We start from the raw sequence: 24,958 nt of genomic DNA, 5'->3' as shown, positions 1-24,958 counted from the left end.
CAGACCTTTTTTAGTTTATAACCTATTAAAAACATTACATATTCTCTAATTAACTTTCTTCAAGCCCTCAACAAGTCTTTTGACATTTTCGATAATTGTATCATTTGAAACTTTCTTAGTATCAAAAGCCATACTTCCCGGATTGTAAGGCTTATATTTTTCAATGTTTGTAACCGAAAACAAACCTACCGTCGGTGTATTCACGGCACTTGCCAAATGCATTATCCCACAATCAGCTGTAATAAAAACCACCGTATTGGAAATAAAAGCCCCCATCTCTCTAATATCTCTGCTATAATAATGAGGCGCCTGAAATTGGATTTGGGAAACATTTTCAAAAGGCAACACTTCAACAATATTATACTCCGGAAAAGCTTCTTTTAGTTTAGAATAAAAATCAGCCCACCAACTAACAGAATAACACTTATTTCCTGTTGCGAAAGTATAAATTGCAATTGTAGGCACTGAATTTCCTGAAACCGATTCTACCAATTCCTTTCCAATGGCTAGTTCTTCAGAATTCAGCTTCAAATCCATAGTAGCTACTTCTGCATCGGCTTTTTTCAAAATATTATTGGAAAGACAGCTGCGAAAGGCATAAACCGGACTTTTTGCCATATGCCATATTTCATCTGGCGTAGCACCACCATCGAATTCATCTCCATAAAATTTATAGCCGCTTCTGCTGAATTTTACCGAAAGCCTTCCAGAAGAAGAATTCTTATCTACATTAACTGCCAGGTCGTATTGATAGCGACGCAGAGAAATCCAAACTTTCAAATACTTCAGCAGTTCCTTAAAAGGTTTTTTAGGCAATCTAATATCCCTGCCGATAGCATCATAATTTTTATAAATTATCGGAATCAATCCACTTCTTACGAATAAATCAACTTTTGCATTCGGAAAAACCGTATTGATTTCCTGAATTAACGGCGATAGCAATAATAAATTTCCTAATCGGCTATTGGGTCTGGAAACCAAAATCCTCTTTACCGATAAGGGATCTGCATCGAAAGGCAATTTCACGCCGGAACTCCCCACATTTTTTGTCAATGAGCGCATTATACGCCTTCTGACTTTATTAATCTCAATAGATGTACTCATACAAATTTATTTATAACCCGTTTACAAACCTTGATTAATCAAGACTTAAAACGACGTCCTTGGATGATAATTCTTTACAATTTCCGATAAATGGCTTCGGTCCAAATGCATATAAACTTCCGTTGTCGTTATGGACTCATGTCCGAGCATCATTTGAATGGAACGCAAATCAGCGCCATTTTCAAGTAAATGGGTAGCAAACGAATGCCTGAACGTGTGCGGACTAATCGACTTATTTAAATTGATTTTAACGGCCAAATCTTTAATTATGGTAAATACCATTGCTCGAGTCAATTGCTTCCCTCTCCTGTTAAGAAAAAGCGTGTCCTCGAACCCTTTTTGAACCGAAAGATGAGAGCGAATCAGATCTTTATACATCAAAATGTATTTTTGAGTAGAAAGACCAATTGGCACAAACCGTTGTTTGTTCCCTTTTCCGGTAACTTTCACAAAACCTTCTTCAAAAAACAAATCCGACATCTTTACACAGATTAGTTCCGAAACCCGTAACCCACAACTGTAAAGCATTTCCAGCATAGCTCTGTTGCGCTCACCTTCTTCTTTTGACAAATCTATGGCTTCAATCAACAAATCAATTTCCTGAACCGAAAGCGTATCGGGTAATTTGCGTCCGGTTTTCGGCACTTCAATCAGTTCGAGCGGCGTAGTATTGCGATATCCTTCAAAAATAAGGTAATTAAAAAAACTTTTTAAGCCGGAAATAATTCGGGACCGACTTCTGGCGTTGAGATTTTCGGATATAGAATAGATAAAATACTGGATATGCTCTTCATTGATATCGATTGGAGAAAAATCCAACTTTTTTTCTTCCAGAAACTGCATTAGCTTTTCGACATCCATTTGATAATTCGCAATGGTATTCTCCGACAATCCGCGCTCTAGCTTAAGATACATTTTAAATTCCGTCAAAAAAGAAGGCCATTGTTTCATTGGGCAAAAATAAAAAAAATCCTGAAGATTTTCAGGATTCTACAATTTACAAACTTTTATAACTTTTAGTGAAAAACGATTTCTGACGAATTTTAAATCCTCTCCGCACAATGCCCACTTAAACTTCATACCTTGCCGCAATTTTCCAGCAGTTTGGCAACTAGAAAATATAAGCTAGCCCTACTTGAACCGTCATACTCTTCACATCAGCAGTATCTGATTTATAAATATCAGTCGTACCAAAATTCACTCGCCCATTAGCGCGAAATTTATCAGCAAAACTAACTCCGAGACCGGCAGCGACCGCTAGATCTGTATCCTCTACTTTGTCCTTGTAATCAACCGAACCTTGTTTCGCATTCATCAAAAAACCAAACTGAGGCCCAGCTTCAAAATAAACAAGATTGAATATGTACAACTTAGCCAAAACCGGAACATTAATATAATCCAACTTCACACTCTCAACAGAATGTCCTTCAAAATCATCAAAAGCGGTACCTTGAGTCGAATAAACAACTTCCGGCTGGATTGCCAAAAGTTTCAATACTTTGATTTCTGCAAACAGGCCTGCATTAAATCCAGCTAACGGCTTTGTATTTTCAATATCCCCGGTCAACGAGGAAATATTCAAGCCTCCTTTAATACCCCAATTAAATCTTTGCGCCTGGACTGTAGCGATTGAAAACATAACCAATAATCCTAAAAGAAATGATTTTTTCATATAGTTTAATTTAGAAGTTTCCCAAATATACTAAAATGCATACAAAAAAACCCGCTGTAAAAGCGGGTTTTTTATTTTGAAAAATCTGATTATTAGAATTTATACAATAATCCGAATTGAGCCTGAGCAAACGGGTTGTTGAACAAGTTGATGTCCATTTTGAATACATCTTCTTCTCCAGGATCAGTTGGATCCTCATTGTTATACGAAATTACATTAGATACAATAAAGACAGCCGCAAGTTGTTTAGTAATGAAATAATTCACGCCTAAATCCAGGTTAGCTTTGAAAGCACTAGTATTATCTTCATGATCACCACCAGGAATAGGATCGATAAAATTAAATTCAGTTTTTCTATAGCTGTATCCTGCACCAACTTCACCGTAGGCAACAAAACGTTTATCATTTAATTCCAGGACATTATACCTGGCAAACGCTCCGATTCCCCAATTAGTATTTTTCACATTAGGATCTAGAGCACCAACTCGATCCTGGCTAGAAGACCCTAAATCCAAATCAGCTCCAACCGCTATTTGATCCTGTATCATGTAACCGAATTTAGGATTGAAAGAGAAAAGGCTTGAATCATCATCCGTTCTAACCTTAATCGATCCTTCGATGTACATATCACCTTTGGTAAAACCATATCCACCTTCGCTTTTCGTTTCTTCCTGCGCATTAGCAAATCCAAATGCAAATACCGCAGCGATTGATAAAATAATTTTTTTCATAAATTTCTGTTTAAAATTAGTACTATAAATTTATCCATAATAACAATGATAAATAACACCCCAAAAATATGAGATATTAACAATTTAATTAACAAAAAAGCCCCGCAATGCGGGGCTTTTTTTATATCTATTTTGTCAGATTAAAATTTATAACCAGCAGATAATGAAAACACACCATTATAAGACTTAAAATCATCATCATCTCCATAATCATTAATATTAGACAACCCAAAGTTATATCTTGCTCCGGCAAAAATATTATCAGTAAAATCAAATCCCACGCCTAAGTTTAAACCAAAATCAACTGATTTTACAAAATCTTTCACATTCTCCTCTCCAGAAGCACTCCCAAAAGAACTGGAAACATCATATTCATCTTTAGCGCTTAACAAGAAACCAACTTGCGGCCCAGCTTCAATATTGAATTTCTCAGTAGCATAGTATTTTACCATAATCGGAATATTCAAATAATTCAATTTAAGTTTTTCCTCAACATCGTAAGTATCAAATCCATCAAATTCTGAATACTCATATTTTGTCCCCTGCATAGAGAACAATAATTCTGGCTGAATTGCGAATTTATCATTCACTCTACACTCCACAAAACCCCCTACATGAACACCTATTAAAGACTTAGTATCTTCTTCATCTCCTGTTAAAGTTGCAACGTTCATACCCCCTTTCATTCCAAATCTAATTTTACCCCCCGATTGTTTATCTTGTGCATTAGCAAATCCGAAAGCAAATATCGCCGCAACAGTTAAAATAATTCTTTTCATAAATGTAGTTTTAATAATTAGCATTATAAAACTACCCATAATAACAACAACAAATAACGCCCTGAAAACATGAGATATCAACAATTTAATCAACAAAAAAGCCCCGCAATGCGGGGCTTTCCTTTATGATATCTCTATGGATTAGAATCTGTATCCTAAACCGATTTGGAAACCAGTGTTTTTAATTGAATCCGGATCACCGTCAACATCATTAATATCAGATAAACCTAAATTATATCTAGCATCAAACATTAAACCGTTAGTCATTTCGTAACCAGCTCCGAAACCTAAGCCAAAATCAACTGATTTAGTAAAATCATCAACAATATCTTCTGCAGTAGCAACTTTGAAAGCTACCTCTGGACCAGCCTGAATGTTAAGACCTTCCATAACATAATATTTAGCCATAACAGGAACTCTTAAATAGCTGATTCCTAAATCAAAACCATCTGTTGTCTCAGCTCCTTCAGCAGAAAACAATAACTCTGGCTGTACGTGGAATTTCTCAGAAACAGTAAAATCTGCTAAACCACCAACGTAAAATCCTGTTTTTCCATCCGTATCAAAGTCTGCATTAAAGTTAGTGAATTGAACACCACCTTTAACTCCAAATTTTATTGCATCTGATGATGCAGATTTGTCCTGTGCATTAGCGAATCCGAAAGCGAATACTGCCGCTACCGTTAAAATTACTTTTTTCATGTTTAGTTTAAATTAAATTTTAAAAATTTACCTGACAAATCTATAAAAATTCCATTCTGATAAAATTTCAACCTAAAAAAATCAGTCAAAAAAACCATAAAAATTAATCATAAAAAACCTATTTATTTGACTTACAGTACTATATATATACAATATTTTTTGTTAAATTTTCATAATGAATTCAAAAACCAAATATTTTTTATAAGTTTTTTCTTATAAAAAATTATTTTTTGTTATAAAAACAATTTACAATTGTCAAAAATGAAAAAAAACTAAGATAACCAGCCATTTTTTTTATTTACAAAAAACTTAACCAAGCTCCTTTTTATTAAATTTACAAAAACGAAATTGTATGAAAATTGTCATAATCAACGGACCTAACTTAAACCTTTTAGGCAAACGTGAACCTGAAATCTACGGTAACGAAACTTTTGAAGATTATTTTTTTCTTTTAAAGAAGAAATATACAACCGTAGAATTGCACTATTTTCAAAGTAATATAGAAGGTGAAATAATCAGTAAACTTCAGGAAGTCGGTTTCAGTTATGATGGCATAATTCTCAATGCCGCAGCCTATACGCACACGTCAATCGGGATTGCAGACGCTGTAAAAGCAATTTCATCCCCGGTCGTAGAAGTCCATATTTCAAATACATTCTCAAGGGAATCATTCCGTCATGCTTCCTATATTTCACCAAATGCAAAAGGCGTGATTATCGGTTTTGGCTTAAAAAGTTACGAACTCGCCTTAAAATCTTTTTTATAACCCATACAACCCCGGGGCTTCTTTTTGCGTCTGCCCAGTAAAGACAAATCCATGAACAAACATTTTTTTCTAATTGCATTATTATTACTATCCGCCACAATCTTCGCACAAATTAAAGGAAAAGTCACCGATAAATCCGGACAGCCCATCCCCTATACAACCGTAATAATCGAAAACACCTATAATGGCACTTCGGCTAACGAAAACGGTTTATTCGAACTCATTGTAAAAGAAAAAGGAAATTACACCGTCATTTTTCAGTCACTGGGCTATAAGACCAAAAAAATAGCTGCCGATATTCAGACATTTCCGCATACCATGAATGTGGCCCTGGAAGATGAAAATTACACTTTGTCAGAAATGGTCATCAAACCAAACAAGGAAGATCCTGCTTATGATATCATCCGAAACGCCATAAAAAGCAAAAAAAAGAATTCGGACAAAACCGATAAATTCGAAGCCGATTTTTATTCTCGTGGCATTTTCAGAGCCAAAAATGTTCCGAAAAAATTTCTGGGAATGGAGATTGGGGATTTCGACGGCGCTTTAGACTCAACCGGAACAGGAATCCTTTATTTATCGGAAACGGTTTCAAAAATAGCCTTTGAAAAACCCAATAAAATAAAAGAGGAAATCATTGCTTCCAAAGTGAGCGGCAACGACAATGGTTTCAGCTTTAATACCGCTCAGGGAACCAATTATGATTTCTATGCCAATTATGTTGATATGGGCATCAATATGGTTTCTCCTATCGCTGATAATGCCATGTCGTACTACAAATACAAACTGGAAAGCATGTTTACAGACGACCATAATCAGCTCATCAATAAAATAAAGGTAACTGCAAAACGCGATAAAGAGCCCGTTTTCGAAGGATACATATATATTGTGGAAGACACCTGGGCCATTTATGCCATCGATTTAAGCAGTAAAGGCTACCGAATGCAGCAGCCAATTTTAGAATATATTGCTTTTACCCAAAACTTCAATTATAACCCCAACACCAGAATCTGGGCAAAAAACCAGCAGACCATCGATTTTAAAGCTTCTATCTTTGGAATGGGCTTTACCGGTAAGTTCACGCATGTCTTCAGCAACTATGTTTTCAAGGATAAGTTTGAAAAGAAAACATTCACTAAAGAGATTGCAAAAATCGAGAAAGACGCCAACAAAAAAGATACAATTTACTGGAACGTAAATCGACCAGTTCCATTAACTGATGAAGAAATCGGCGATTACCACAAAAAAGACAGCATACAAACCATCAGAAAATCGCAGGTTTACATGGATTCGTTGGACAGAAAGGGCAATAAATTCAAATTCCTGAAAATATTCACCGGATACACTTACAAAGACAGCTACCACAATTGGTCAGCATCCTACAAAGGTGTTTTAGACATAACTTCACTTGGTTTCAATACCGTTCAGGGGTGGAATCTGGATTCCGGGTTTTCATTTACCAAACGCAATGAAGACAAAGGAACGTACACATTTATCAATTCGACGTTCAACTACGGATTTGCAGAAGACAGGTTGCGTGTAAACGGAAGTATTTACCATCGTTTCAACACCACAAATTACGCCACGGCAACTGCATCAGGAGGAAGCAGCATCAACCAGTTCAATCCTTACAATCCGATTTCAAATCTGATAAACTCCATCAGTACTTTGTTTTTTAAGGACAACTATGCGAAATACTACAACAAGGAATTCATAAAATTAGGATACAGTCAAAACATCCTAAACGGAGTCACAGCAAACGGGAGCATTGAATACTCGGCCAGAAAACCGCTTTTCAACAACACCGATTATGTGCTTATCAAAAACGATAAAGACTACACTTCTAACAACCCGCTTTTGCCATACGACAATACGACGCCGGCCATTGTAAAACACAATTTAATAAAAGCCAATATTGGAACGAGAATCCGTTTTGACAATAAGTACGTAACGCGTCCGGACGGCATAATAAACATCCCGAACAATGACTACCCTACACTTACGCTGGCTTATGAAAAAGGATTTGGCGGAAGCGAGGCAATTTACAATTATGATTTCTTATCCGGAATGGTGGATTATGACAAAACATTCGGTAACAAAGGGGATTTTACCATTCGCTTAAAAGCCGGACAGTTTTTTAATGCCGACAATATTTCTTTTGTCGATTACAAACACTTCAACGGAAATCAGACTCATGTGGGCACAGCCGATAAATACCTTAACGTATTCAATATGCTTCCGTATTATACGCACAGTACAAACGATGCTTATATCGAAACACACATGGAGCATAATGACAAAGGATTCATCATGAACAAAATTCCGCTGATCAATAAACTGCAGTGGAATCTTGTTTTAGGTTTCCACATGCTGAACGTTCCGGATTTCAAACCGTATCAGGAATATACAGTTGGATTTGACAATGTAGGTTTTGGAAAGTTCCGATTTTTCAGATTTGATTATGTACGCTCCTACCAGGATGGTTTCCAGACGGACGGAGTCGTATTTGGGTTGAAGTTTTTGAATTTTCTCAACTAAAAAGAAACAATCATAAAACAATCAGGCGCACCGGAAACCCAGTGCGCTTTTTTATTTCCAAAAAACATCGTAGGCGAAACGGATCAAGGTTCCTACAACCACCACTAAGAAGAACGCACGGATAAATCCGTTACCCTTACTGATTGCCAATTTCGCCCCGATAAAACCGCCGAGCGCATTGCATAAGGCCATAGGCAAGGCTATCATCCAAAGAATTTTCCCTTTCAGCATAAAGAGGCAAATCGAACCGAAATTAGTTGCCAGATTAACCATTTTCGCATTCGCGGAAGCATGAAGAAAATCAAGTCCCAATACAGAAACAAAAGCCACAACAAAGAAACTTCCCGTACCCGGACCGATAAAACCATCATAGAACCCGATGGCCATACTAATTATCACTGAATAAATTATCTGAGTTTTAACAGACAAAAGCTTTTCCTGATGCTGTCCGAAATTTTTCTTTATAAACGTATAAACCGCCAGTAATGTCAGCACTACCAGCAACAAGGGTTTCATGAAATCATTACTTACATGAGTTAACAAAGTAGAACCGGCAAAGGCCGAAGCAAAGGCTATCAGCGACATGACCATCAGCATTCTCCAATTCATTGTTACTTTTTTAAGGTATTGGTAGGCTGCAAAACTGGTTCCGCTGAAGGCCGGAATTTTTAAAGAACCGATAACACTGGCAACCGGTACATTAGGCATTAAAATCAAAGCGACAGGCGTCTGAATCAATCCGCCGCCACCGACAATGGCATCAACAAAACCGGCAGCAAAAGCGGCAAGACAAAGAAAAAGTAAAATATCAATTTCCATAGTAAAAAGAAAAAAGCCGAATTCAGATGAATTCAGCTTTCTATATATTTAATGATTCGACACAATTACGCTCGAACGATGTTTGCGCCTAAGGCTCTCAAACGCTCGTCAATTCTTTCGTAACCTCTGTCAATTTGTTCAATATTTTGAATGGTACTCGTTCCTTTTGCAGAAAGCGCTGCAATCAGCAATGAAATTCCTGCACGGATATCCGGAGAACTCATTGTTGTGGCTTTCAGCTGCGATTTGAAATCGTGTCCCATAACCACGGCTCTATGAGGATCGCACAACATGATTTTCGCCCCCATGTCGATTAATTTATCCACGAAGAACAAACGGCTTTCAAACATTTTCTGATGAATCAGCACATCTCCTTTTGCCTGCGTGGCTACAACCAGAATGATACTCAATAAATCCGGGGTAAATCCTGGCCAAGGAGCATCAGCTATGGTTAAGATCGAACCATCAATATCGGTTTTAACTTCGTAACCGATGTTATGCGCCGGGATATAGATATCGTCGTCACGTCTTTCTAGAGTGATTCCCAGTTTTCTGAAAACATTCGGAATTACACCAAGATTATCCCAACTTACATTTTTTATAGTAATCTCGCTTCTTGTCATTGCTGCCAATCCAATCCACGAACCAATTTCAACCATATCAGGAAGAATTCTGTGTTCACAACCACTAAGACTCTCAACCCCTTCGATAGTCAATAAATTTGAACCTACTCCGGTAATTTTCGCTCCCATCGAGTTCAACATTTTGCACAACTGCTGCAAATACGGTTCGCAGGCAGCGTTGTAAATAGTTGTTGTACCTTCTGCCAAAACAGCGGCCATTACAATATTTGCAGTACCGGTAACCGATGCTTCATCTAAAAGCATATAGGTCCCCTGTAATCTTCCGTCTATTTCCACGCCGTAAAAATGATCGGCTCTTTCGTATCTGAATTTGGCTCCAAGGTTAATAAACCCTTCGAAATGCGTATCCAAACGACGACGTCCAATTTTATCACCTCCCGGTTTTGGAATATATCCTTTTCCGAAACGGGCCAAAAGCGGACCTACGATCATAATCGAACCGCGAAGTGCTCCTCCTTCTTTTTTGAAAGCTTCTGTTTCAAGATAGTTGATATTTACCTCATCGGCCTGGAAAGTATAATCCCCGGAACCGTTTTTCTGAATTTTAACACCCAAATTACCCAAAAGCGTAATCAGTTTATTTACGTCGATAATATCCGGAATGTTTGTTATTCTTACTTTTTCTGAAGTCAACAAAACCGGACATAAAACCTGTAGCGCTTCATTTTTTGCACCTTGAGGATGAACGTCTCCCTTTAATTGTATACCTCCTTCTATCTTAAATGTTCCCATGGCGTTTTTCAAAAATTATTTTCTGTTGCTGTTCTTATTGTTGCTTCGCGGATTGAAATTCTTACCGCCAGTATTTCCTTTTCCTTTCGGATTGTTGAATTGTGCTTTATTGGACATTTTTTTGTTAACACGCATCAAATCGGTTGTATTAGAAAGCTCCTCATCGGTTTTTAACAAGTTGATTTTTCCTCCCGACAATTCATACAAATGCTCAAAAATAACGTCATCCTTAACTGTATCTTTATTCCAACTCAGATAACATTTTTTCATATGATTGGCAATCACACGGATAAGCGTGTTTTTCAGATCGCTTTCCTCCCATTTGTTGGCCACATCAATCATGTATTTGATATTGTTACCGTAAAAACGGTATTTCGGGAAGTTCTGAGGGTAATTCAGTTTTTCCGGTTTCTGATGCAACACTTCTTTGCTCGGAATCGGATATGGCGAATCTACATCCAGTTTGAAATCGGACATGATAAAAATCTGATCCCAAAGTTTATGCTGAAAATCGGGCACATCACGCAAGTGCGGATTCAGCCCTCCCATCACCGAAATGATATATCGCGCCGCTTTGTTACGCTCTTCACGATCCTCAATTAAAGTCGCCTGATCAATCAGCTTCTGTAAATGACGACCGTATTCCGGAATGATCAGATGCGGGCGTTCGGCATTGTATTCCAAAAAATGTACAGCTTGTTGTGGTGTAAATTGCATGTTTGGTTTTTATAAAGAAATAATCCCTTCTATGTTAGTCAGCTCAATATATTTATCAACGACACTTTGAGCATTTTTCATGGTAACGTTAATTGAAACACTGGTATATTTTCCTGTTTTTGACTGATGTGTTTCAATTACTGCCCCCATACCATCGAATGAAGTTTCAATTATACGAACCTTATCAACATCCGTCGGAACTATAAATTTAAACAAATATTCGGAAGGCCATACCGTTGAGTTAATTAATTCCTCCTTAAGCCTGAGGTAAAATTCTTCTGTCTTCTTATCCATCTTTCAATCAAAAATAAAAGCAAATATACATTAGAGTTATGAATTATGTATGATGATTTCTTAGTTTTTACCCATCAAAGAAACAACAATCCCAAAAAGAATTATCCCGTTTAACTAAAAAATGTAAATTTGCGCCTTATTTTAAAAAAGTGGCTAAAGAAATTGTACTAATTATAGGCGGACCCGGATCAGGAAAAACCACTGTTATAGAGGGTTTAACAGAACAAGGATACCTGTGTTATCCCGAAGTTTCGCGCGAAGTAATTCACGAAGCACGCAAACAGGGAATCGAACAATTATTCCTGGAAAAACCACTTTTATTCAGCGAATTATTACTGGAAGGGAGAAAAAAACAGTTTCAGAATGCCGTTCTCGAAAGCAACGACTTTGTTTTTATTGATCGTGGCATTCCCGATGTTTTGGCTTACATGCATTATATTGGCGATGCTTACCCTTCTTTTTTTGACCAGGCCTGCCGCGAGCACAAGTACAGCAAAGTATTCATCCTTCCGCCCTGGGAAGAAATTTACACCAGTGACGAAGCCCGTTACGAAACCTATGAACAGGCCGTCCTGATTCAACAACACCTTATCGAAACCTACGAAAATTACGGCTACTCGCTTATTGAAGTCCCAAAAGACACTTTGAAAAACCGAATTGATTTTATTCTCCAAAATCTTGAGAATTAAATTATATTCGTATCCGATATAGGTTTTACAATTTGGACGCACAGCAAATTCTCAAAAAATACTGGAATCACGATTCGTTCCGAGAGCCGCAGGAAGCAATTATCCAATCGGTTCTGGAAGGAAAAGACGCTTTTGCACTGCTCCCAACCGGTGGAGGAAAATCAATTTGCTTTCAGGTACCGGCCATGATGAACCCGGGAATCTGCCTGGTTATTTCCCCGTTGATTGCCTTAATGAAAGATCAGGTCCAGAATCTGCAAAAACGAGACATCAAAGCAATCGCTTTAACAGGCGGAATTTCTTCAGACGAAACCATCGATTTACTGGACAATTGTCAGTTCGGAAACTATAAATTCCTTTACCTTTCCCCGGAACGACTGCAATCTGACTGGGTTTTGGAACGTATAAAAGGCCTTCCGATAAACCTTATCGCCATTGACGAAGCTCATTGTGTTTCACAATGGGGCCATGATTTCCGACCAGCCTATCTCAAAATCTCAAAACTAAAAGAGCATTTCCCGAAAGTTCCTTTTCTGGCTTTGACGGCTTCAGCAACACAAAGAGTTCAGGATGATATTTGCACTCAATTAGGATTAACAAACCCGGCTGTATTCAAAAAATCATTTGCGAGGGAAAACATTGCTTACATGGTTTTTGAAGCCGAAGACAAACTTTTCCGAATCCAGCAGATACTTACGAAAAACCCGGAGCCTTCCATTATTTATGTCCGCAACCGAAAAGCCTGCCATGACGTATCGGCACAAGTGACCACAATGGGATTCAAAAGCACATTTTACCATGGCGGACTTACGCAGAAAGAAAAAGAAAAAAACATGCAGTCGTGGCTCATGGAAGATGTACAGGTGATGGTCGCTACAAACGCCTTTGGCATGGGAATCGACAAACCTAATGTTCGCACCGTAATCCATATTCAACTTCCGGAAAATTTGGAAAATTATTACCAGGAAGCAGGCCGTGCCGGACGAAACGGAGTGAAAGCCTTTGCCGTTTTATTGCTTGCGCCTTCTGATATCCAGACAACAGAAAGCCAGTTTCTTTCCGTGTTGCCTGATAAAATCTTTTTAAAAGAAGTTTACATCAAACTGAATAATTATTTTCAGATTGGATATGGTGAAGGGATCAACGAAACTTTTTCGTTTAACCTGAACCATTTTTGTCAACGATATAAATTCCCAGTCCTGAAAACCTTCAATGCAATGCAGTTTTTGGACAACCAGGGAATCATTTCGCTTTCAAAGGAATTTTCAGAAAAAATCACCGTTCGCTTCTTATTGGAAAGCCGCGAAGTCATACGCTATATAAGTCTGAATCCGTCAGACGAGCCAGTGGTTACAGCTATTTTACGAAATTATTCCGGCGTATATGAAATCGAAACAGCCATCAACACCAATCTGATTGCGCGTAAATCAGGCACATCCGAAGAAAATGTAATCGAAGTGCTGAAACGGATGCATCAGAAGGAAATCTGCCTATTACACAGTCAGTCTAACGACAGCCAGCTTACTTTCAATGAAGTACGCGAAGACGAGCGGACTATAAATCGAATTGCTAAATTCCTGCAACAACAGAATGAAATTAAAACAAAGCAGTTCGAATCGGTCATACGATATGTATCAGACAAAAAGCAATGCAAAAGCAGATTACTGCTCGAGTATTTCGGAGAAACAGACACCAAAGACTGTGGCATATGCTCGTTTTGCATCACTCAGAAAAAAATAGAAAAAAGCCCACTTGAAATTGCACAAAACATATTGGCTTTACTTAAAAATTCTCCTTTATCCTCAAGAGAAATTGAAAATTCACTGGAATTAAGCACAGAGGAAACTATCTTTGCACTTCAGCTTTTGTTGGAAAACAACAAAGTAAAAATCAATAATCAAAACCAATACATTAGTTTATAATGGAAAAGTTACGCATTGTTTTTATGGGAACTCCCGAGTTTGCCGTAGGAATCCTTGACACTATATATAAGAACAATTATGAAATCGTTGGCGTAATCACCGCTGCAGACAAACCGGCGGGACGCGGACAAAAGATTAAATATTCAGCGGTAAAAGAATATGCTTTGGAACACAACCTTCGTTTGTTGCAACCTACGAACCTGAAAGACGAAACTTTTTTGGAAGAATTGAGAAGCCTTAACGCGAATCTTCAAGTAGTGGTCGCCTTTAGAATGTTACCTGAAGTGGTTTGGCGCATGCCTGAATTCGGAACCTTTAACCTTCACGCTTCCTTATTACCGGAATACCGTGGTGCGGCACCTATCAACTGGGCGATTATCAACGGAGAAACCAAAACCGGAGTTACCACGTTTTTCATAGACGATAAAATCGATACCGGAGCGATGATCCTTAGCGATGAAGTTACCATTGATAAAAACGAATCTGCAGGCGAATTGCACGACCGTTTAATGGCATTGGGAAGCGGAACTGTTTTAAAAACATTATCACTTATTGAACAAGGAAACGTTACAACAACGGTTCAATCTACCAGTGATGACATAAAAACCGCTTACAAGCTTAACAAAGACAATTGCAAAATCGATTTCAGCAAAGACGGAAGCGAAATTCACAATCTGGTACGCGGCTTGAGTCCGTATCCATCAGCTTGGTGCTGTATTAAAGACAACGATCAGGAGTGGAATGTAAAAATTTATGAAACCTCCTTCACAAAAGAATCCCATCAGCATTCGTCAGGAAAACTGCTTTTCACCAAAAAAGAATTAAAAATTGCCGTACAAGGAGGCTACCTAAATATTCACAGTTTACAGTTTCCAGGAAAGAAAAGAATGCTTACCCACGAACTTTTAAACGGAATTTCGTTCGGTGAAAATGCGATAGCGCTGTAACCCCCATAAACACTAACACTCCCGAAATTTCAGAAAAAACAACTAAGTTTATTAACAATCGGTTCGAGTTATCAACATTTTAAGAAAAAAACCTGTAAAAAACTGAAAAACACTTGCGTAATCGGGAAATTCATATAAATTTGTAGGACAATAATTAATTAATCAAACCATTAATAACTATTCTTATGAACAAATCAGAATTAATCGATGCAATTGCTGCTGATGCAGGTATCACTAAAGCGGCTGCTAAATTGGCTTTAGAATCTTTCTTAAACAACGTAGAAGGAACTTTAACAAAAGGCGGAAGAGTATCATTAGTAGGTTTCGGATCTTGGTCTGTATCTAAAAGAGCAGCAAGAGAAGGAAGAAACCCTCAAACTGGAAAAACTATCAAAATTGCTGCTAAAAATGTAGTAAAATTCAAAGCAGGAGCTGAGCTAGAAGGTTCTTTGAACAAAAAATAGTTTACAACTACAAAATTACAGCCCCGATCAAATCGGGGCTTTTTACTTTTAAACGATTTATTTTGCTGCAATAGGTATTTTTTTCTAATTTTAAATATAAACTCGCAGGAAGATGACATCAGTTAAGCCAAAAAAAGGAAATTTGCTTGTAGCGGAACCTTCAATTATCGGAGATTTATCATTTAACAGATCCGTGGTCCTACTAGCCGACCACAATGCAGAGGGATCTGTTGGGTTCATTTTGAACAAGCCCTTACAGTATACCATCCATGATTTAATTCCTGAAATTAATGCCAATTTCAAAATTTATAATGGTGGCCCTGTAGAACAAGACAACTTGTATTTTATTCACAACATTCCCGAACTGATACCAAACAGCATAGAAATATCTAACGGCATCTATTGGGGAGGCGATTTTGAACACACTAAAAACCTTATCAACGAAGGAAAAATCAAAAGAACCAACATTCGCTTCTTTTTGGGTTACACCGGATGGGAATCACATCAATTGGAAGACGAATTAGAAGAAAACTCCTGGATTGTATCTAAAAATAGTTATCAAAACAAAATTATCGGAAAATCTACTACTCACTTCTGGAAAGAAAAGATGATGGAACAAGGCGGCGAATACCTAATCTGGTCTAACGCCCCCGAAAACCCGATCTTAAACTAAGCCAAGCGAACCTGAGCATTCAGTTTCTTCAATAATTCGGATGCAAATTCCGTTTTGTACTCTTTTTTGCGGTATTTAGTAATCGGCTGGATACCTTTGATAACGTTGGTCAGAAACAATTCATCGGCTTTTTGCAAATCAAAGGGAGATATTGATTCTTCCACAACCTCTAACCCTTCCATTTTTTTAGCTATTGCTAAAATCTGTTTACGCATTACGCCATTTAAACAACCGTCCAAAACAGGCGGCGTAACTAATTTATTGCCCATCAACATGAATAAATTGCCCTGAAGCCCTTCTACCACATTCTTTTCATCATTCATCAACAGACAGTTATCATAACCGTTTTCATGCGCGAAAACACTACCGGTAATCTGCACCAGCCTGTTATTGCTTTTGATTGTAGAAAGCAACTGCTTAGTAACGTAAAAATCCTTAAACAATTCGACTTCATAAGCAGCTCCATCAAAGGAATACAAAGCTGATTCAAGCGGTTCTGCAGTAACAATAAATTCAACATCATTAGTGGTTGGAAGATAAAATCCGCCTGATTTACGAAAAACAGAAAATCGCACACGGATTGATTGAGCGCCATCCAATTGACGAATCAAATTTAAAATTTGTTCTTCAAAATATTCCATGGTAAAACCCATCGGAATTTCCATTCGCACAATACGCATGGAAGCCATCAATCTAAAGTAATGATCTTCTAAAAATAACACTTTAGAATCCAACACTTTAATGGTTTCAAAAACAGAGTCTCCATAAAGAAAACCTCTATTTTGCTGTAATGCAACCCCTGAATCATCCACTAATGAACCGTTATAATTTACCATAAAAAACCCTCGATTAAATCGAGGGCAAATATAGTTTATAAAAATGACTTTTTAAGCGGAACCTATAACATGTTTTAAATCGGAAATCTGATTTTCCCAAAGCATTTTAGCCTCCGACAAATCTCGTTCCTCTGCAAAATCAACAATCATCAAAGAAACATCTTTGGTAATCTCGTCTTCCAGGATTCGCAATTCAAAATAATAATCACCATCCTTATTATCCTCATCAATCCAGCGAAACTTAACTTTCTCTCCTGTTTTTTTGGAAGCTAGTCGGGCTTTTTCCTCTGAATCGTTCCAGATAAACGTAAAAAACTCTCCACGAGAATTTACATTATCCGCAAACCATTCCGATAGTCCGGAAGGAGTTGAGATATACTGATATAATAATTGGGGCGATGACATGATGGGGAACTCTAATTCGTATCTTATTTTACCTTCCATATTCGTATTAAATTTTCTGAAATATATAGCATTTAACTTAATAAAAAAAAGAAAAAAGAAAAAAATATTTTTTTTTGAATTTTATTTGGAAGCTATGATTTTAGTCTTATATTTGCACCCGCATTCAGCAAGGATGTAAACCGAAAAATGGCGAGGTAGCTCAGTCGGTTAGAGCGCAGGATTCATAACCCTGAGGTCACGGGTTCAACTCCCGTCTTCGCTACAAAAGGCAAAACCCTAAACAACAATTGTTTAGGGTTTTTATTTTTTTATCATATTGCAATCTACTTTAAATTTTGGAGTGAGGAACTGAAACAATCGGATTGAAATCATTCATCACATTTAAGATAATGGTTTTCAGTCTATGAATAAAAATCCGCCATATGTCTCTGAAATACTTTCTCAATTCTCATCAACTCAATGTTCTCATTTCTTTTAATATTTTATCAGTATCTGCAAGATCCAATATTTTAATCCTTATGTCCTTTTATAAACATATTTATGTTCACCTGACAAGCATTGATGGTATTTCAATATTGCACTTGATATAAAATAAACATGGTTAGGCTACTCGACACTGGGGTTTGATAATTATTTCTTTTTCAACATTTCTTTGAACTCGTTTACTTCCTCTACAGCCTGACAGTATTTTTTTGACCATAATACTTTTGATTAAACACACTTTTTAGCCCCAGATTATTGAACACGAATTCTATAACATTGATTTTTTCTCAGTATTTCATCGTATGAATTCCCTATTCGTCGAAAATAGTTTACCAATCCTAATAAAACAAAAAATCATTAAGTAACTTTATTGCATTATTCTCCAAAAATGAAACCTTTTTAAGGGTAAAAAATTTCGTCTTAAAGCAAATGCTTGTAAAAAAAGCAAATTCCGCTTAACTTTTCAAAGTTTACACATACCTCAAGATCAAGGTCCCCCCACGAAAAACAAATAAAAAATTTGTTCACCATAAACCTTGAGGATTATGAAAAAAAATTACACTCTTTGGATCTTACTACTTTTTTTGTCCTGCTTTACCTACGGACAAAATTGTATTATTCAAAAAACGGTATCCGACGATATCATTTGCGAAGGGCAATCGGCTACTATTGTTTTAACAGCAGCTGAAGCAAATGTAACATACGAGTTAAGGTTAAGTGACGGAATCAGCGTTATATCATCTCAAACACCGGGAACTTCGGGAGACTTAATTTTCAGCGTAACTCCATCAATATCGACAAATTACATAATACGGGACATCACTAATGGTTGTTCTTATACCGATTTAGGTATTGTAACAGTAAACCCTGTCCCAAACGCGTTTGCCTCCAATTCAAGTCAGACAATCTGCTCTGGTGAATCAATTGCAACAATAACCCTATCTGGTAATGTAGCCGGTACCACTTTCAATTGGACCAGAAACAGTTTGGCTAACGTTAGCGGAATACCTTTAAGTGGTAACGGAGATATAACAGGAACTTTAATCAATACAAATACTACAGCAAGAATCATAACTTTTACAATTATTCCAACCTCTTCTGATGGTTGCGTCGGACCATCTATTACTGCAACCGTTACCGTCTATCCAACCCCTAACATAAATGTTACTAACAGTAATCAAACCAAATGCTCCGGAAACATCACCACTATGACAAGCAGCAGTGGTGTTACTGGCACTACATTTTCATGGACAAGGGATAATACTACAGAGGTTACAGGAACTATTGTTGACAGTGGGAGCGGCAATTCAATAAGCGGAAGCCTAATCAACAACACCACAATTAGCCAAACAGTAACTTTCACAATTACCCCGACTTCTGCAAACGGGTGTGTTGGCACACCTGTAACCGCAACAATCGTAGTAAATCCTAGACCGGTCGCAACTCCTTCTTTAACTTCGCAGAGTATTTGCGACGGCGATTCGATAAGTGCAATTGTGATGTCCAGCAATTTGCCTAATACTACTTACACCTGGACCAGAGACAACTTAGTTAACGTAACCGGAATACAAAACAGTGGTGTTATTGATAATATTACCACTTTTAATATTAGTGGCTCTCTTATCAATGGCACAACAGCCAATCAAAACGTTAGATTCACCATCACTCCTATTTCCGAAGACGGGTGTTCAGGCACTAACTTTACATCTTTGGTAACAGTATATCCTACACCTGTCGCTACATCTTCAGTGCCTTCCCAAACAAAATGTTCCGGCGTGGCCTTGGCTAGTTTTGGGTTGACACCGACAATTTATTCATGGACGAGAGACAACACAATAAATGTCAGCGGTCCCAATTCCGGCTCAAACAGTTCAAATCCTTTAACCGGATTGGTGTTAACAAACTCTGTAACCACATCGCAAACGGTCAACTTTTCAGTAACTCCTCTAAATGCTTTCGGATGCTCTGGTTCTCCAATTACTGTTACCGCAACCATAAATCCAAAGCCGAATGTTACCGCAAATTTAACTTCGCAGACTATTTGTTCCGGAGATTCTATTGCCGATATATTTTTTTCAAGCAATGTATCAGGAACAACATTTAGCTGGACTCAAAGTGGCACCAACATAGATTTTTCAGGGATTACTACTTCACCCGGAAGCAGTATCTCCGGTGTGTTAACAAATACATCTACTGTAGCCAGAACCGCAACTTTTTCGGTAACACCAAATTATAGCGGATGCAACGGGACATCAATTACTGTTACTGTCTTGGTTAACCCAAAACCAAACGCTGCCAGTGTAACCAATACCAATCAAGTTGTTTGTAGTGGAATCAATATTTTACCGGTTACAGTAACACAAACTGTTAGCGGAACTTCATTTTTATGGACAAGAGACAACACAACAAATGTTACAGGTATTATTGACAATGGTAGTTTAAATTCAGGACAATCAATTTCGGGCACTTTAATCAATCAAACAGCTATTGATCAAACAGTCACTTTTACGATAACCCCAACAACAGCCAACGGATGCTCCGGAGACCCCATTATTGCATCTATTTTAGTTGAGCCGCGTTCATTAGGAGGAATATTGAGTTTAACTCCCAGTCCCGCCAGTCCATTAAACAATTCCCTAACAGTATGTCACAAATCTGAGACAGGGACTTTATATTTAACCGGACAAAGAGGAGATGTTAAACGTTGGGAATATTCTATTAATGCTGGAGTTACATGGATCCCAATAACAATTCCTACTGATCCTCCTCCTGCCTCATACAACTATCCAAACGTAACAGTTTCTACATTATATCGAGCGGTTGTTAAATATGGTACATGTCCAGAAGTTTTCTCAAAAGCTGCAATTATCAATGTTATTCCAGACATCAAACCTTCTCCGGTTACGGCAACACCTTCTACAATTTGCAATGGTCAGTCATCTGTATTAACTTCAGTAAGTGGCTATGCATCCAACGGTGCACTTACAACAGGAGGTACATTTAACAGTTCAAATCCTCCTGGTTGGTTAGTTAATAATTCATGTGGAAATTGCTTAAATGCTGGTACAAGTAGCACTAATCCGGGACCTTGGCAATTATCTGCTACAAATGGCGGTACCTACTTTGCAGGACTGCCAACCACTCCTGCATCTAATGGAATAACATATACTTCCGACAACAAATTTGCCATTGCCAACGGAGCAAGTACAACATATTTATCTACTCCAACATTTAGTACTTTAGGACTAACTTCAGCTTCATTAACTTTTGCAGACGCTTACAAGTTAGTAGCCGGCGCAACCATTTCAATTCAAATATCTGTAAATGGCAGTGCATATACAACTCTTTGGAGTGATTCAGGTCCTTCCACCAGAACTCCTTATACAAATCTTCATTTAAACGGAAGGTCCATAGATTTAACAGACTATTTAGGTCAAACCAATTTAAGAATTCGCTTTGGATATATTGGAAATACGGGTAGCTCTTGGGCTGTGGACAATATCGCAATTCCTACAGCTCCACAAACATTAAGTTATACATGGGTAACTGCAGCGGGAGATTTTATCGGCAACGATGCCACTTTACCTGTTACCCCTCCCAAAACCACTACTTATCACGTCGTTTCAAATTTAAATGGCTGCATAAGCACTGAATTTACAGCAGTAACAGTAACTGTAATTGACAGACCTACTGCCATAATCAGTCAAGACCAGTATGTTTGTTACAATACGCCTGCCACTTTAACAGTTCATTTTACGGGTTCCGGACCATACCGCTTTACTTTAAGAGCTTTAAACACAGTGACAAATGCGGTGACAAATACCGTTTACAACACTCCAAACGCAAGTGGAAATTACACTTTCAATACTGGTAATTTAACTGCTACAACGGTGTTTACTATATCGGCATTAAATGACACAAAATGTACTTCGATTTCGGATGATTTTGATGACAGTTCTGCTACGGTAACTGTCCTTAACGGTACAGCAGGCCTATGGACAGGGTTAATAAGCACCGATTGGTTTGACTGCAGAAACTGGTCCGGCGGACTGCCATCTGCAACTGTAGATGCCGTGATCCCAACCGGAGCATCAAGAATGCCAGTAATTGATCCGCTAAGTCAATATGCTGCCCCACCCTATAACCCTAACTCAATCGCTTCGGCCAGAGATGTAATCATTAACGCCAATGCTTCAGTCACAATGAATACCAATTCTAATCTGGAGGTGAAAAGAGACTGGAAAAACAGTGGCAGTTTTATCCCTGGAACCGGAACTGTAACCTTTAACGGAGCCACTGCCAATCAGGTTCACTTAATTAATTCTGGCATCAAACTAAATGAGGCTTTCTACAATTTAACGTTGAACTGCACAAGTGGAGCAAAAGGAATAAATGTTTCCGATGGTTTTGAATTGACCGTTAAAAACAACCTTGTTTTAACCAGCGGTGATTTACGATTAACCGGTGAAGCCCAGTTAATCCAAGAAGGAACAACAGCAAATCCTTCCGGTGGAACAGGTGTCCTTTTACGTGATCAGCAGGGAACAAAAAGCAGTTACCACTATAATTACTGGTCATCTCCCGTTAGCCCGAACAACCTGACCTATACCATTAGCGGTGTTTTAAGAGACGGAACCAATGCAGCAGCAAATCCTTTCAACCCAGGATTGATAAGTTTTGGTGACGGAGTTAATTACTCAGACGGCCCACTCACAAGTCCTATAAAAATAAGTAACCGATGGTTGTACAAATACACCATGCTCAGTACAAGTTATTGGTCCTGGCAACACATCGGAAGTACAGGAAGCGTTAAGGTTGGCGAAGGATTTACTATGAAAGGGGTAACAGGGTCAGGACCAAATACTAATTCCCAAAATTATACTTTTATCGGAAAACCTAACAATGGGGCCATCGATCTTATTATTAAGCCGAATCAACTTTATCTTGTTGGAAATCCTTATCCTTCAGCTATGGATGCCTTTGAATTCATAAAAGACAATATTCAGGACAATGGAAGAGCAGCTGTCAATGTTTTCAATGGAGCATTATACTATTGGGATCACTTTGGAGGACAGTCGCACTATCTGGCAGAATATATTGGGGGATACGCCACCTACACGCTAATGGGAGGTACTTTGGCCATATCAAACGACCCTCTGATAAATCAAAACGGCGCAATGGGAACAAAAATTCCGCAACGATACATACCTGTAGGGCAAGGGTTCTTTCTAAGAACCGATATTGGAGCGGCAGGCGGAGTATCTGGCCAAATCAATGGAGGTATCATAAGCTTTAAAAACAGTCAGCGTAAGTTTAAATTGGAAAGTCCTGCAAATTCGTTGTTCTTCAAAACGGCGGACAATATCATTACAGAAGAAAGCGATAACCGACAAAAAATCAGATTAGGCTTTGAATCCGCATCGGGATTACACCGTCAGCTTTTATTAGGTGCAGATTTCAACACCTCTAATCTGTTCGACCTTGGATATGACGCGATGATGTTAGATGTGAATCGGGACGACATATTCTGGTATATAAGTAATGAAAAATTCGTAATACAGGCTGTTAAGAATTTCAACATCAATCAAATAATACCAATTGGAATTAAGATTTCGACTGTTGGTACATCCAAAATTAAGATTGACGGACTCGAAAATATCCCACCGTCAAAAGAAATATACCTGTTTGACGGTGTGACCGGACTTTATCATGATCTTAGAAATGGTGATTTCACGGCACAGCTCCCTATAGGAGAATATGCGGACCGATTTTCGTTGCGCTTTGCCATTGAGACATTGAGTCCCGATGATATGGACGCGATTAATGGCATTATGGTTTTTGCAGATTCGAATCACATTCTGAATATTAAAAATAATTTTACGGATACCAGAGTAGAATCTGTTCAGCTATTCAACATTTTAGGACAATCGATTGAAAAATGGAACGTTGCAGATGAAGAACAGCGAAACATTAAAATTCCTGTGGAACACATCCGCAGCGGAACTTACATAGTGAGACTGAAAGCGTCCAATGGTTTACTCAGTAAAAAAGTTATTATCAGATAAGAAATAAAAGTCTTGTTTTCTGCCTCTAAAAAGCCAAAGGCTTTTTAGAGGCTTTTTTATGTTAAGTCCTGCAATCAAATCTTTAATTCCAAAAACAAGAAGCATTCCCTAACTTTAAGACGCATTAAACCTTTATATTTTAACAAATGCCTTAAAAAACCAAAGTATTCTTAAAATACCCTAAAAATCCCACATTGTTTAACAAAATAATCTTAAAAAAAAGCAGTTCATCGACAGTTAAAACCATCTCATCGAAAACTCTTACATCTTTTCCATTATAAAATTTGAATTAGCTAGTTTTAAACAAGTTAATCCAAAAACAAAATTGACTAATAGGTGGTAAAGACTGCTTAAAAATCTATTGCCCAATTGCATTTCATTTGGCAAATATTTTTAATGCCCCACAAAAAGAGCTGGTTTTATTCCGAATTAAACCATTATCCAACAGAAGTCTTTTATCTAGCCTATACATCTAGAGGGTTTTCAGGATTGACTAAATAGCAAAATAGTATTTAGTTAATTAAATTATGTGGCAATGATAAAAAACTACTCTTACCTATTTCTATTACTCCTATTATCAAACTTTTGCTGTGCACAAGATTGCACCAAACAAAAAGTAGTGTCTGATCCGACAATTTGTTTTGGAGGCATTGCAACCATAGCCTTATCTTCAAGCGAAAACGGAGTATCTTACCAACTTAGGGAATCACTAACAAACAATGACATTGGAACGGCTCAAATCGGAGATGGCGGCGATTTATATTTTACTGTGTCTCCTGGTACCACCACCACCTATAAGATAGTGGCGTACCATATCCCAACATCTTGTGCTGTGGATCAAACCGACGAAAGCACTGTCACTGTAAATCCTGTCCCTAATGCTAACGCGACTAATAGCAGCCAAACCATTTGTTCGGGAACAGCAATAACAGCAATGGTTTTGTCCGGAAGCGTGGCTTCCACTACATTTAACTGG

The 24,958-nt window shown here is 37.9% G+C and carries 21 protein-coding genes and 1 tRNA gene; 10 read left to right on the top strand and 12 right to left on the bottom strand.

What is annotated here, in order from left to right; all coding sequences use genetic code 11:
* Nucleotides 1-45 precede the first annotated feature (45 nt).
* From FEDK69T_RS08295 to FEDK69T_RS08270, 6 genes are all read right to left on the bottom strand, one after another.
* The gene (locus FEDK69T_RS08295) at nucleotides 46-1,104 is read right to left on the bottom strand and encodes a glycosyltransferase family 9 protein (RefSeq protein ID WP_035630761.1); all 1,059 of its coding nucleotides are present in this window, start codon (nucleotides 1,102-1,104) and stop codon (nucleotides 46-48) included.
* A 45-nt stretch (nucleotides 1,105-1,149) separates the two neighbouring features.
* Complete coding sequence (gene xerD, locus FEDK69T_RS08290) at nucleotides 1,150-2,055, bottom strand: site-specific tyrosine recombinase XerD (RefSeq protein WP_035630760.1); 906 nt, start codon at nucleotides 2,053-2,055, stop codon at nucleotides 1,150-1,152.
* Between the two features lie 160 nt (nucleotides 2,056-2,215).
* Entirely contained in the window at nucleotides 2,216-2,776 is a 561-nt protein-coding gene (locus FEDK69T_RS08285) for a porin family protein (RefSeq protein WP_023573700.1), read from the bottom strand.
* Nucleotides 2,777-2,868: 92 nt separating this feature from the next.
* A complete protein-coding gene (locus tag FEDK69T_RS08280; RefSeq protein WP_023573699.1) occupies nucleotides 2,869-3,507 on the bottom strand; it encodes an outer membrane beta-barrel protein in 639 nt (212 codons plus the stop codon).
* A gap of 140 nt (nucleotides 3,508-3,647) precedes the next feature.
* Nucleotides 3,648-4,286, bottom strand: a complete 639-nt coding sequence (locus tag FEDK69T_RS08275) for a porin family protein (RefSeq protein WP_023573698.1) — start codon at nucleotides 4,284-4,286, stop codon at nucleotides 3,648-3,650.
* Between the two features lie 141 nt (nucleotides 4,287-4,427).
* Entirely contained in the window at nucleotides 4,428-4,988 is a 561-nt protein-coding gene (locus FEDK69T_RS08270) for a porin family protein (protein ID WP_023573697.1), read from the bottom strand.
* A 352-nt stretch (nucleotides 4,989-5,340) separates the two neighbouring features.
* Between FEDK69T_RS08270 and aroQ the strand changes: the two genes are divergently transcribed.
* Nucleotides 5,341-5,754 carry a type II 3-dehydroquinate dehydratase gene (gene aroQ, locus FEDK69T_RS08265; RefSeq protein ID WP_023573696.1) on the top strand — a complete coding sequence of 138 codons (414 nt, stop codon included), beginning with the start codon at nucleotides 5,341-5,343 and terminating at the stop codon, nucleotides 5,752-5,754.
* Nucleotides 5,755-5,805: 51 nt separating this feature from the next.
* Nucleotides 5,806-8,292 carry a DUF5686 and carboxypeptidase regulatory-like domain-containing protein gene (locus FEDK69T_RS08260; protein WP_023573695.1) on the top strand — a complete coding sequence of 829 codons (2,487 nt, stop codon included), beginning with the start codon at nucleotides 5,806-5,808 and terminating at the stop codon, nucleotides 8,290-8,292.
* A 51-nt stretch (nucleotides 8,293-8,343) separates the two neighbouring features.
* Here FEDK69T_RS08260 and FEDK69T_RS08255 read toward each other — a convergent pair whose 3' ends face one another.
* The 4 genes from FEDK69T_RS08255 to FEDK69T_RS08240 all read right to left on the bottom strand — a co-directional run bounded on the left by FEDK69T_RS08255 (nucleotide 8,344) and on the right by FEDK69T_RS08240 (nucleotide 11,498).
* Nucleotides 8,344-9,111: a sulfite exporter TauE/SafE family protein gene (locus FEDK69T_RS08255; protein WP_023573694.1), complete on the bottom strand. Its 768-nt coding sequence runs from the start codon at nucleotides 9,109-9,111 to the stop codon at nucleotides 8,344-8,346.
* A 65-nt stretch (nucleotides 9,112-9,176) separates the two neighbouring features.
* On the bottom strand, nucleotides 9,177-10,487 hold the full coding sequence (gene murA / locus FEDK69T_RS08250) for a UDP-N-acetylglucosamine 1-carboxyvinyltransferase (RefSeq protein ID WP_023573693.1): 1,311 nt from the start codon (nucleotides 10,485-10,487) through the stop codon (nucleotides 9,177-9,179).
* A gap of 15 nt (nucleotides 10,488-10,502) precedes the next feature.
* Nucleotides 10,503-11,204, bottom strand: a complete 702-nt coding sequence (locus FEDK69T_RS08245; RefSeq protein WP_023573692.1) for a DUF4290 domain-containing protein — start codon at nucleotides 11,202-11,204, stop codon at nucleotides 10,503-10,505.
* 9 nt (nucleotides 11,205-11,213) lie between these two features.
* On the bottom strand, nucleotides 11,214-11,498 hold the full coding sequence (locus FEDK69T_RS08240; RefSeq protein WP_035630759.1) for a DUF493 family protein: 285 nt from the start codon (nucleotides 11,496-11,498) through the stop codon (nucleotides 11,214-11,216).
* 149 nt (nucleotides 11,499-11,647) lie between these two features.
* On the opposite strand from FEDK69T_RS08240, the gene FEDK69T_RS08235 reads away from it, so the two are divergent.
* The 5 genes from FEDK69T_RS08235 to FEDK69T_RS08215 all read left to right on the top strand — a co-directional run bounded on the left by FEDK69T_RS08235 (nucleotide 11,648) and on the right by FEDK69T_RS08215 (nucleotide 16,193).
* Entirely contained in the window at nucleotides 11,648-12,187 is a 540-nt protein-coding gene (locus FEDK69T_RS08235) for an AAA family ATPase (RefSeq protein WP_023573690.1), read from the top strand.
* A gap of 32 nt (nucleotides 12,188-12,219) precedes the next feature.
* The gene (locus FEDK69T_RS08230; protein WP_023573689.1) at nucleotides 12,220-14,109 is read left to right on the top strand and encodes a RecQ family ATP-dependent DNA helicase; all 1,890 of its coding nucleotides are present in this window, start codon (nucleotides 12,220-12,222) and stop codon (nucleotides 14,107-14,109) included.
* Entirely contained in the window at nucleotides 14,109-15,056 is a 948-nt protein-coding gene (fmt, locus tag FEDK69T_RS08225) for a methionyl-tRNA formyltransferase (RefSeq protein ID WP_035630758.1), read from the top strand. The genes FEDK69T_RS08230 and fmt overlap by 1 nt, the downstream gene beginning before the upstream one ends.
* A 185-nt stretch (nucleotides 15,057-15,241) precedes the next feature.
* Entirely contained in the window at nucleotides 15,242-15,520 is a 279-nt protein-coding gene (locus FEDK69T_RS08220; protein ID WP_023573687.1) for an HU family DNA-binding protein, read from the top strand.
* 112 nt (nucleotides 15,521-15,632) lie between these two features.
* Nucleotides 15,633-16,193, top strand: a complete 561-nt coding sequence (locus tag FEDK69T_RS08215; RefSeq protein ID WP_023573686.1) for a YqgE/AlgH family protein — start codon at nucleotides 15,633-15,635, stop codon at nucleotides 16,191-16,193.
* On the opposite strand, the gene FEDK69T_RS08210 is transcribed toward FEDK69T_RS08215, so the two are convergent.
* Nucleotides 16,190-17,029 carry an aminotransferase class IV gene (locus tag FEDK69T_RS08210; RefSeq protein ID WP_023573685.1) on the bottom strand — a complete coding sequence of 280 codons (840 nt, stop codon included), beginning with the start codon at nucleotides 17,027-17,029 and terminating at the stop codon, nucleotides 16,190-16,192. The two genes, FEDK69T_RS08215 and FEDK69T_RS08210, sit on opposite strands and share 4 nt — an antisense overlap.
* A 51-nt stretch (nucleotides 17,030-17,080) precedes the next feature.
* A complete protein-coding gene (locus FEDK69T_RS08205; protein WP_023573684.1) occupies nucleotides 17,081-17,473 on the bottom strand; it encodes an START-like domain-containing protein in 393 nt (130 codons plus the stop codon).
* A 149-nt stretch (nucleotides 17,474-17,622) separates the two neighbouring features.
* Here FEDK69T_RS08205 and FEDK69T_RS08200 point away from each other — a divergent pair.
* From FEDK69T_RS08200 to FEDK69T_RS08190, 3 genes are all read left to right on the top strand, one after another.
* A tRNA-Met gene (locus FEDK69T_RS08200) sits at nucleotides 17,623-17,696 on the top strand.
* Between the two features lie 766 nt (nucleotides 17,697-18,462).
* The gene (locus tag FEDK69T_RS15455; RefSeq protein ID WP_023573683.1) at nucleotides 18,463-23,982 is read left to right on the top strand and encodes a PKD-like domain-containing protein; all 5,520 of its coding nucleotides are present in this window, start codon (nucleotides 18,463-18,465) and stop codon (nucleotides 23,980-23,982) included.
* A 619-nt stretch (nucleotides 23,983-24,601) separates the two neighbouring features.
* Nucleotides 24,602-24,958: hypothetical protein (locus FEDK69T_RS08190; protein ID WP_035656332.1), on the top strand; the 357-nt coding region annotated here is incomplete at its 3' end.

The sequence above is a fragment of the Flavobacterium enshiense DK69 genome (assembly GCF_000498495.1).
Classification (GTDB): Bacteria; Bacteroidota; Bacteroidia; order Flavobacteriales; family Flavobacteriaceae; genus Flavobacterium; species Flavobacterium enshiense.
The sequence above is the reverse complement of the archived record's forward strand: the minus strand, read 5'-3'. Positions and strand labels throughout refer to the sequence as shown.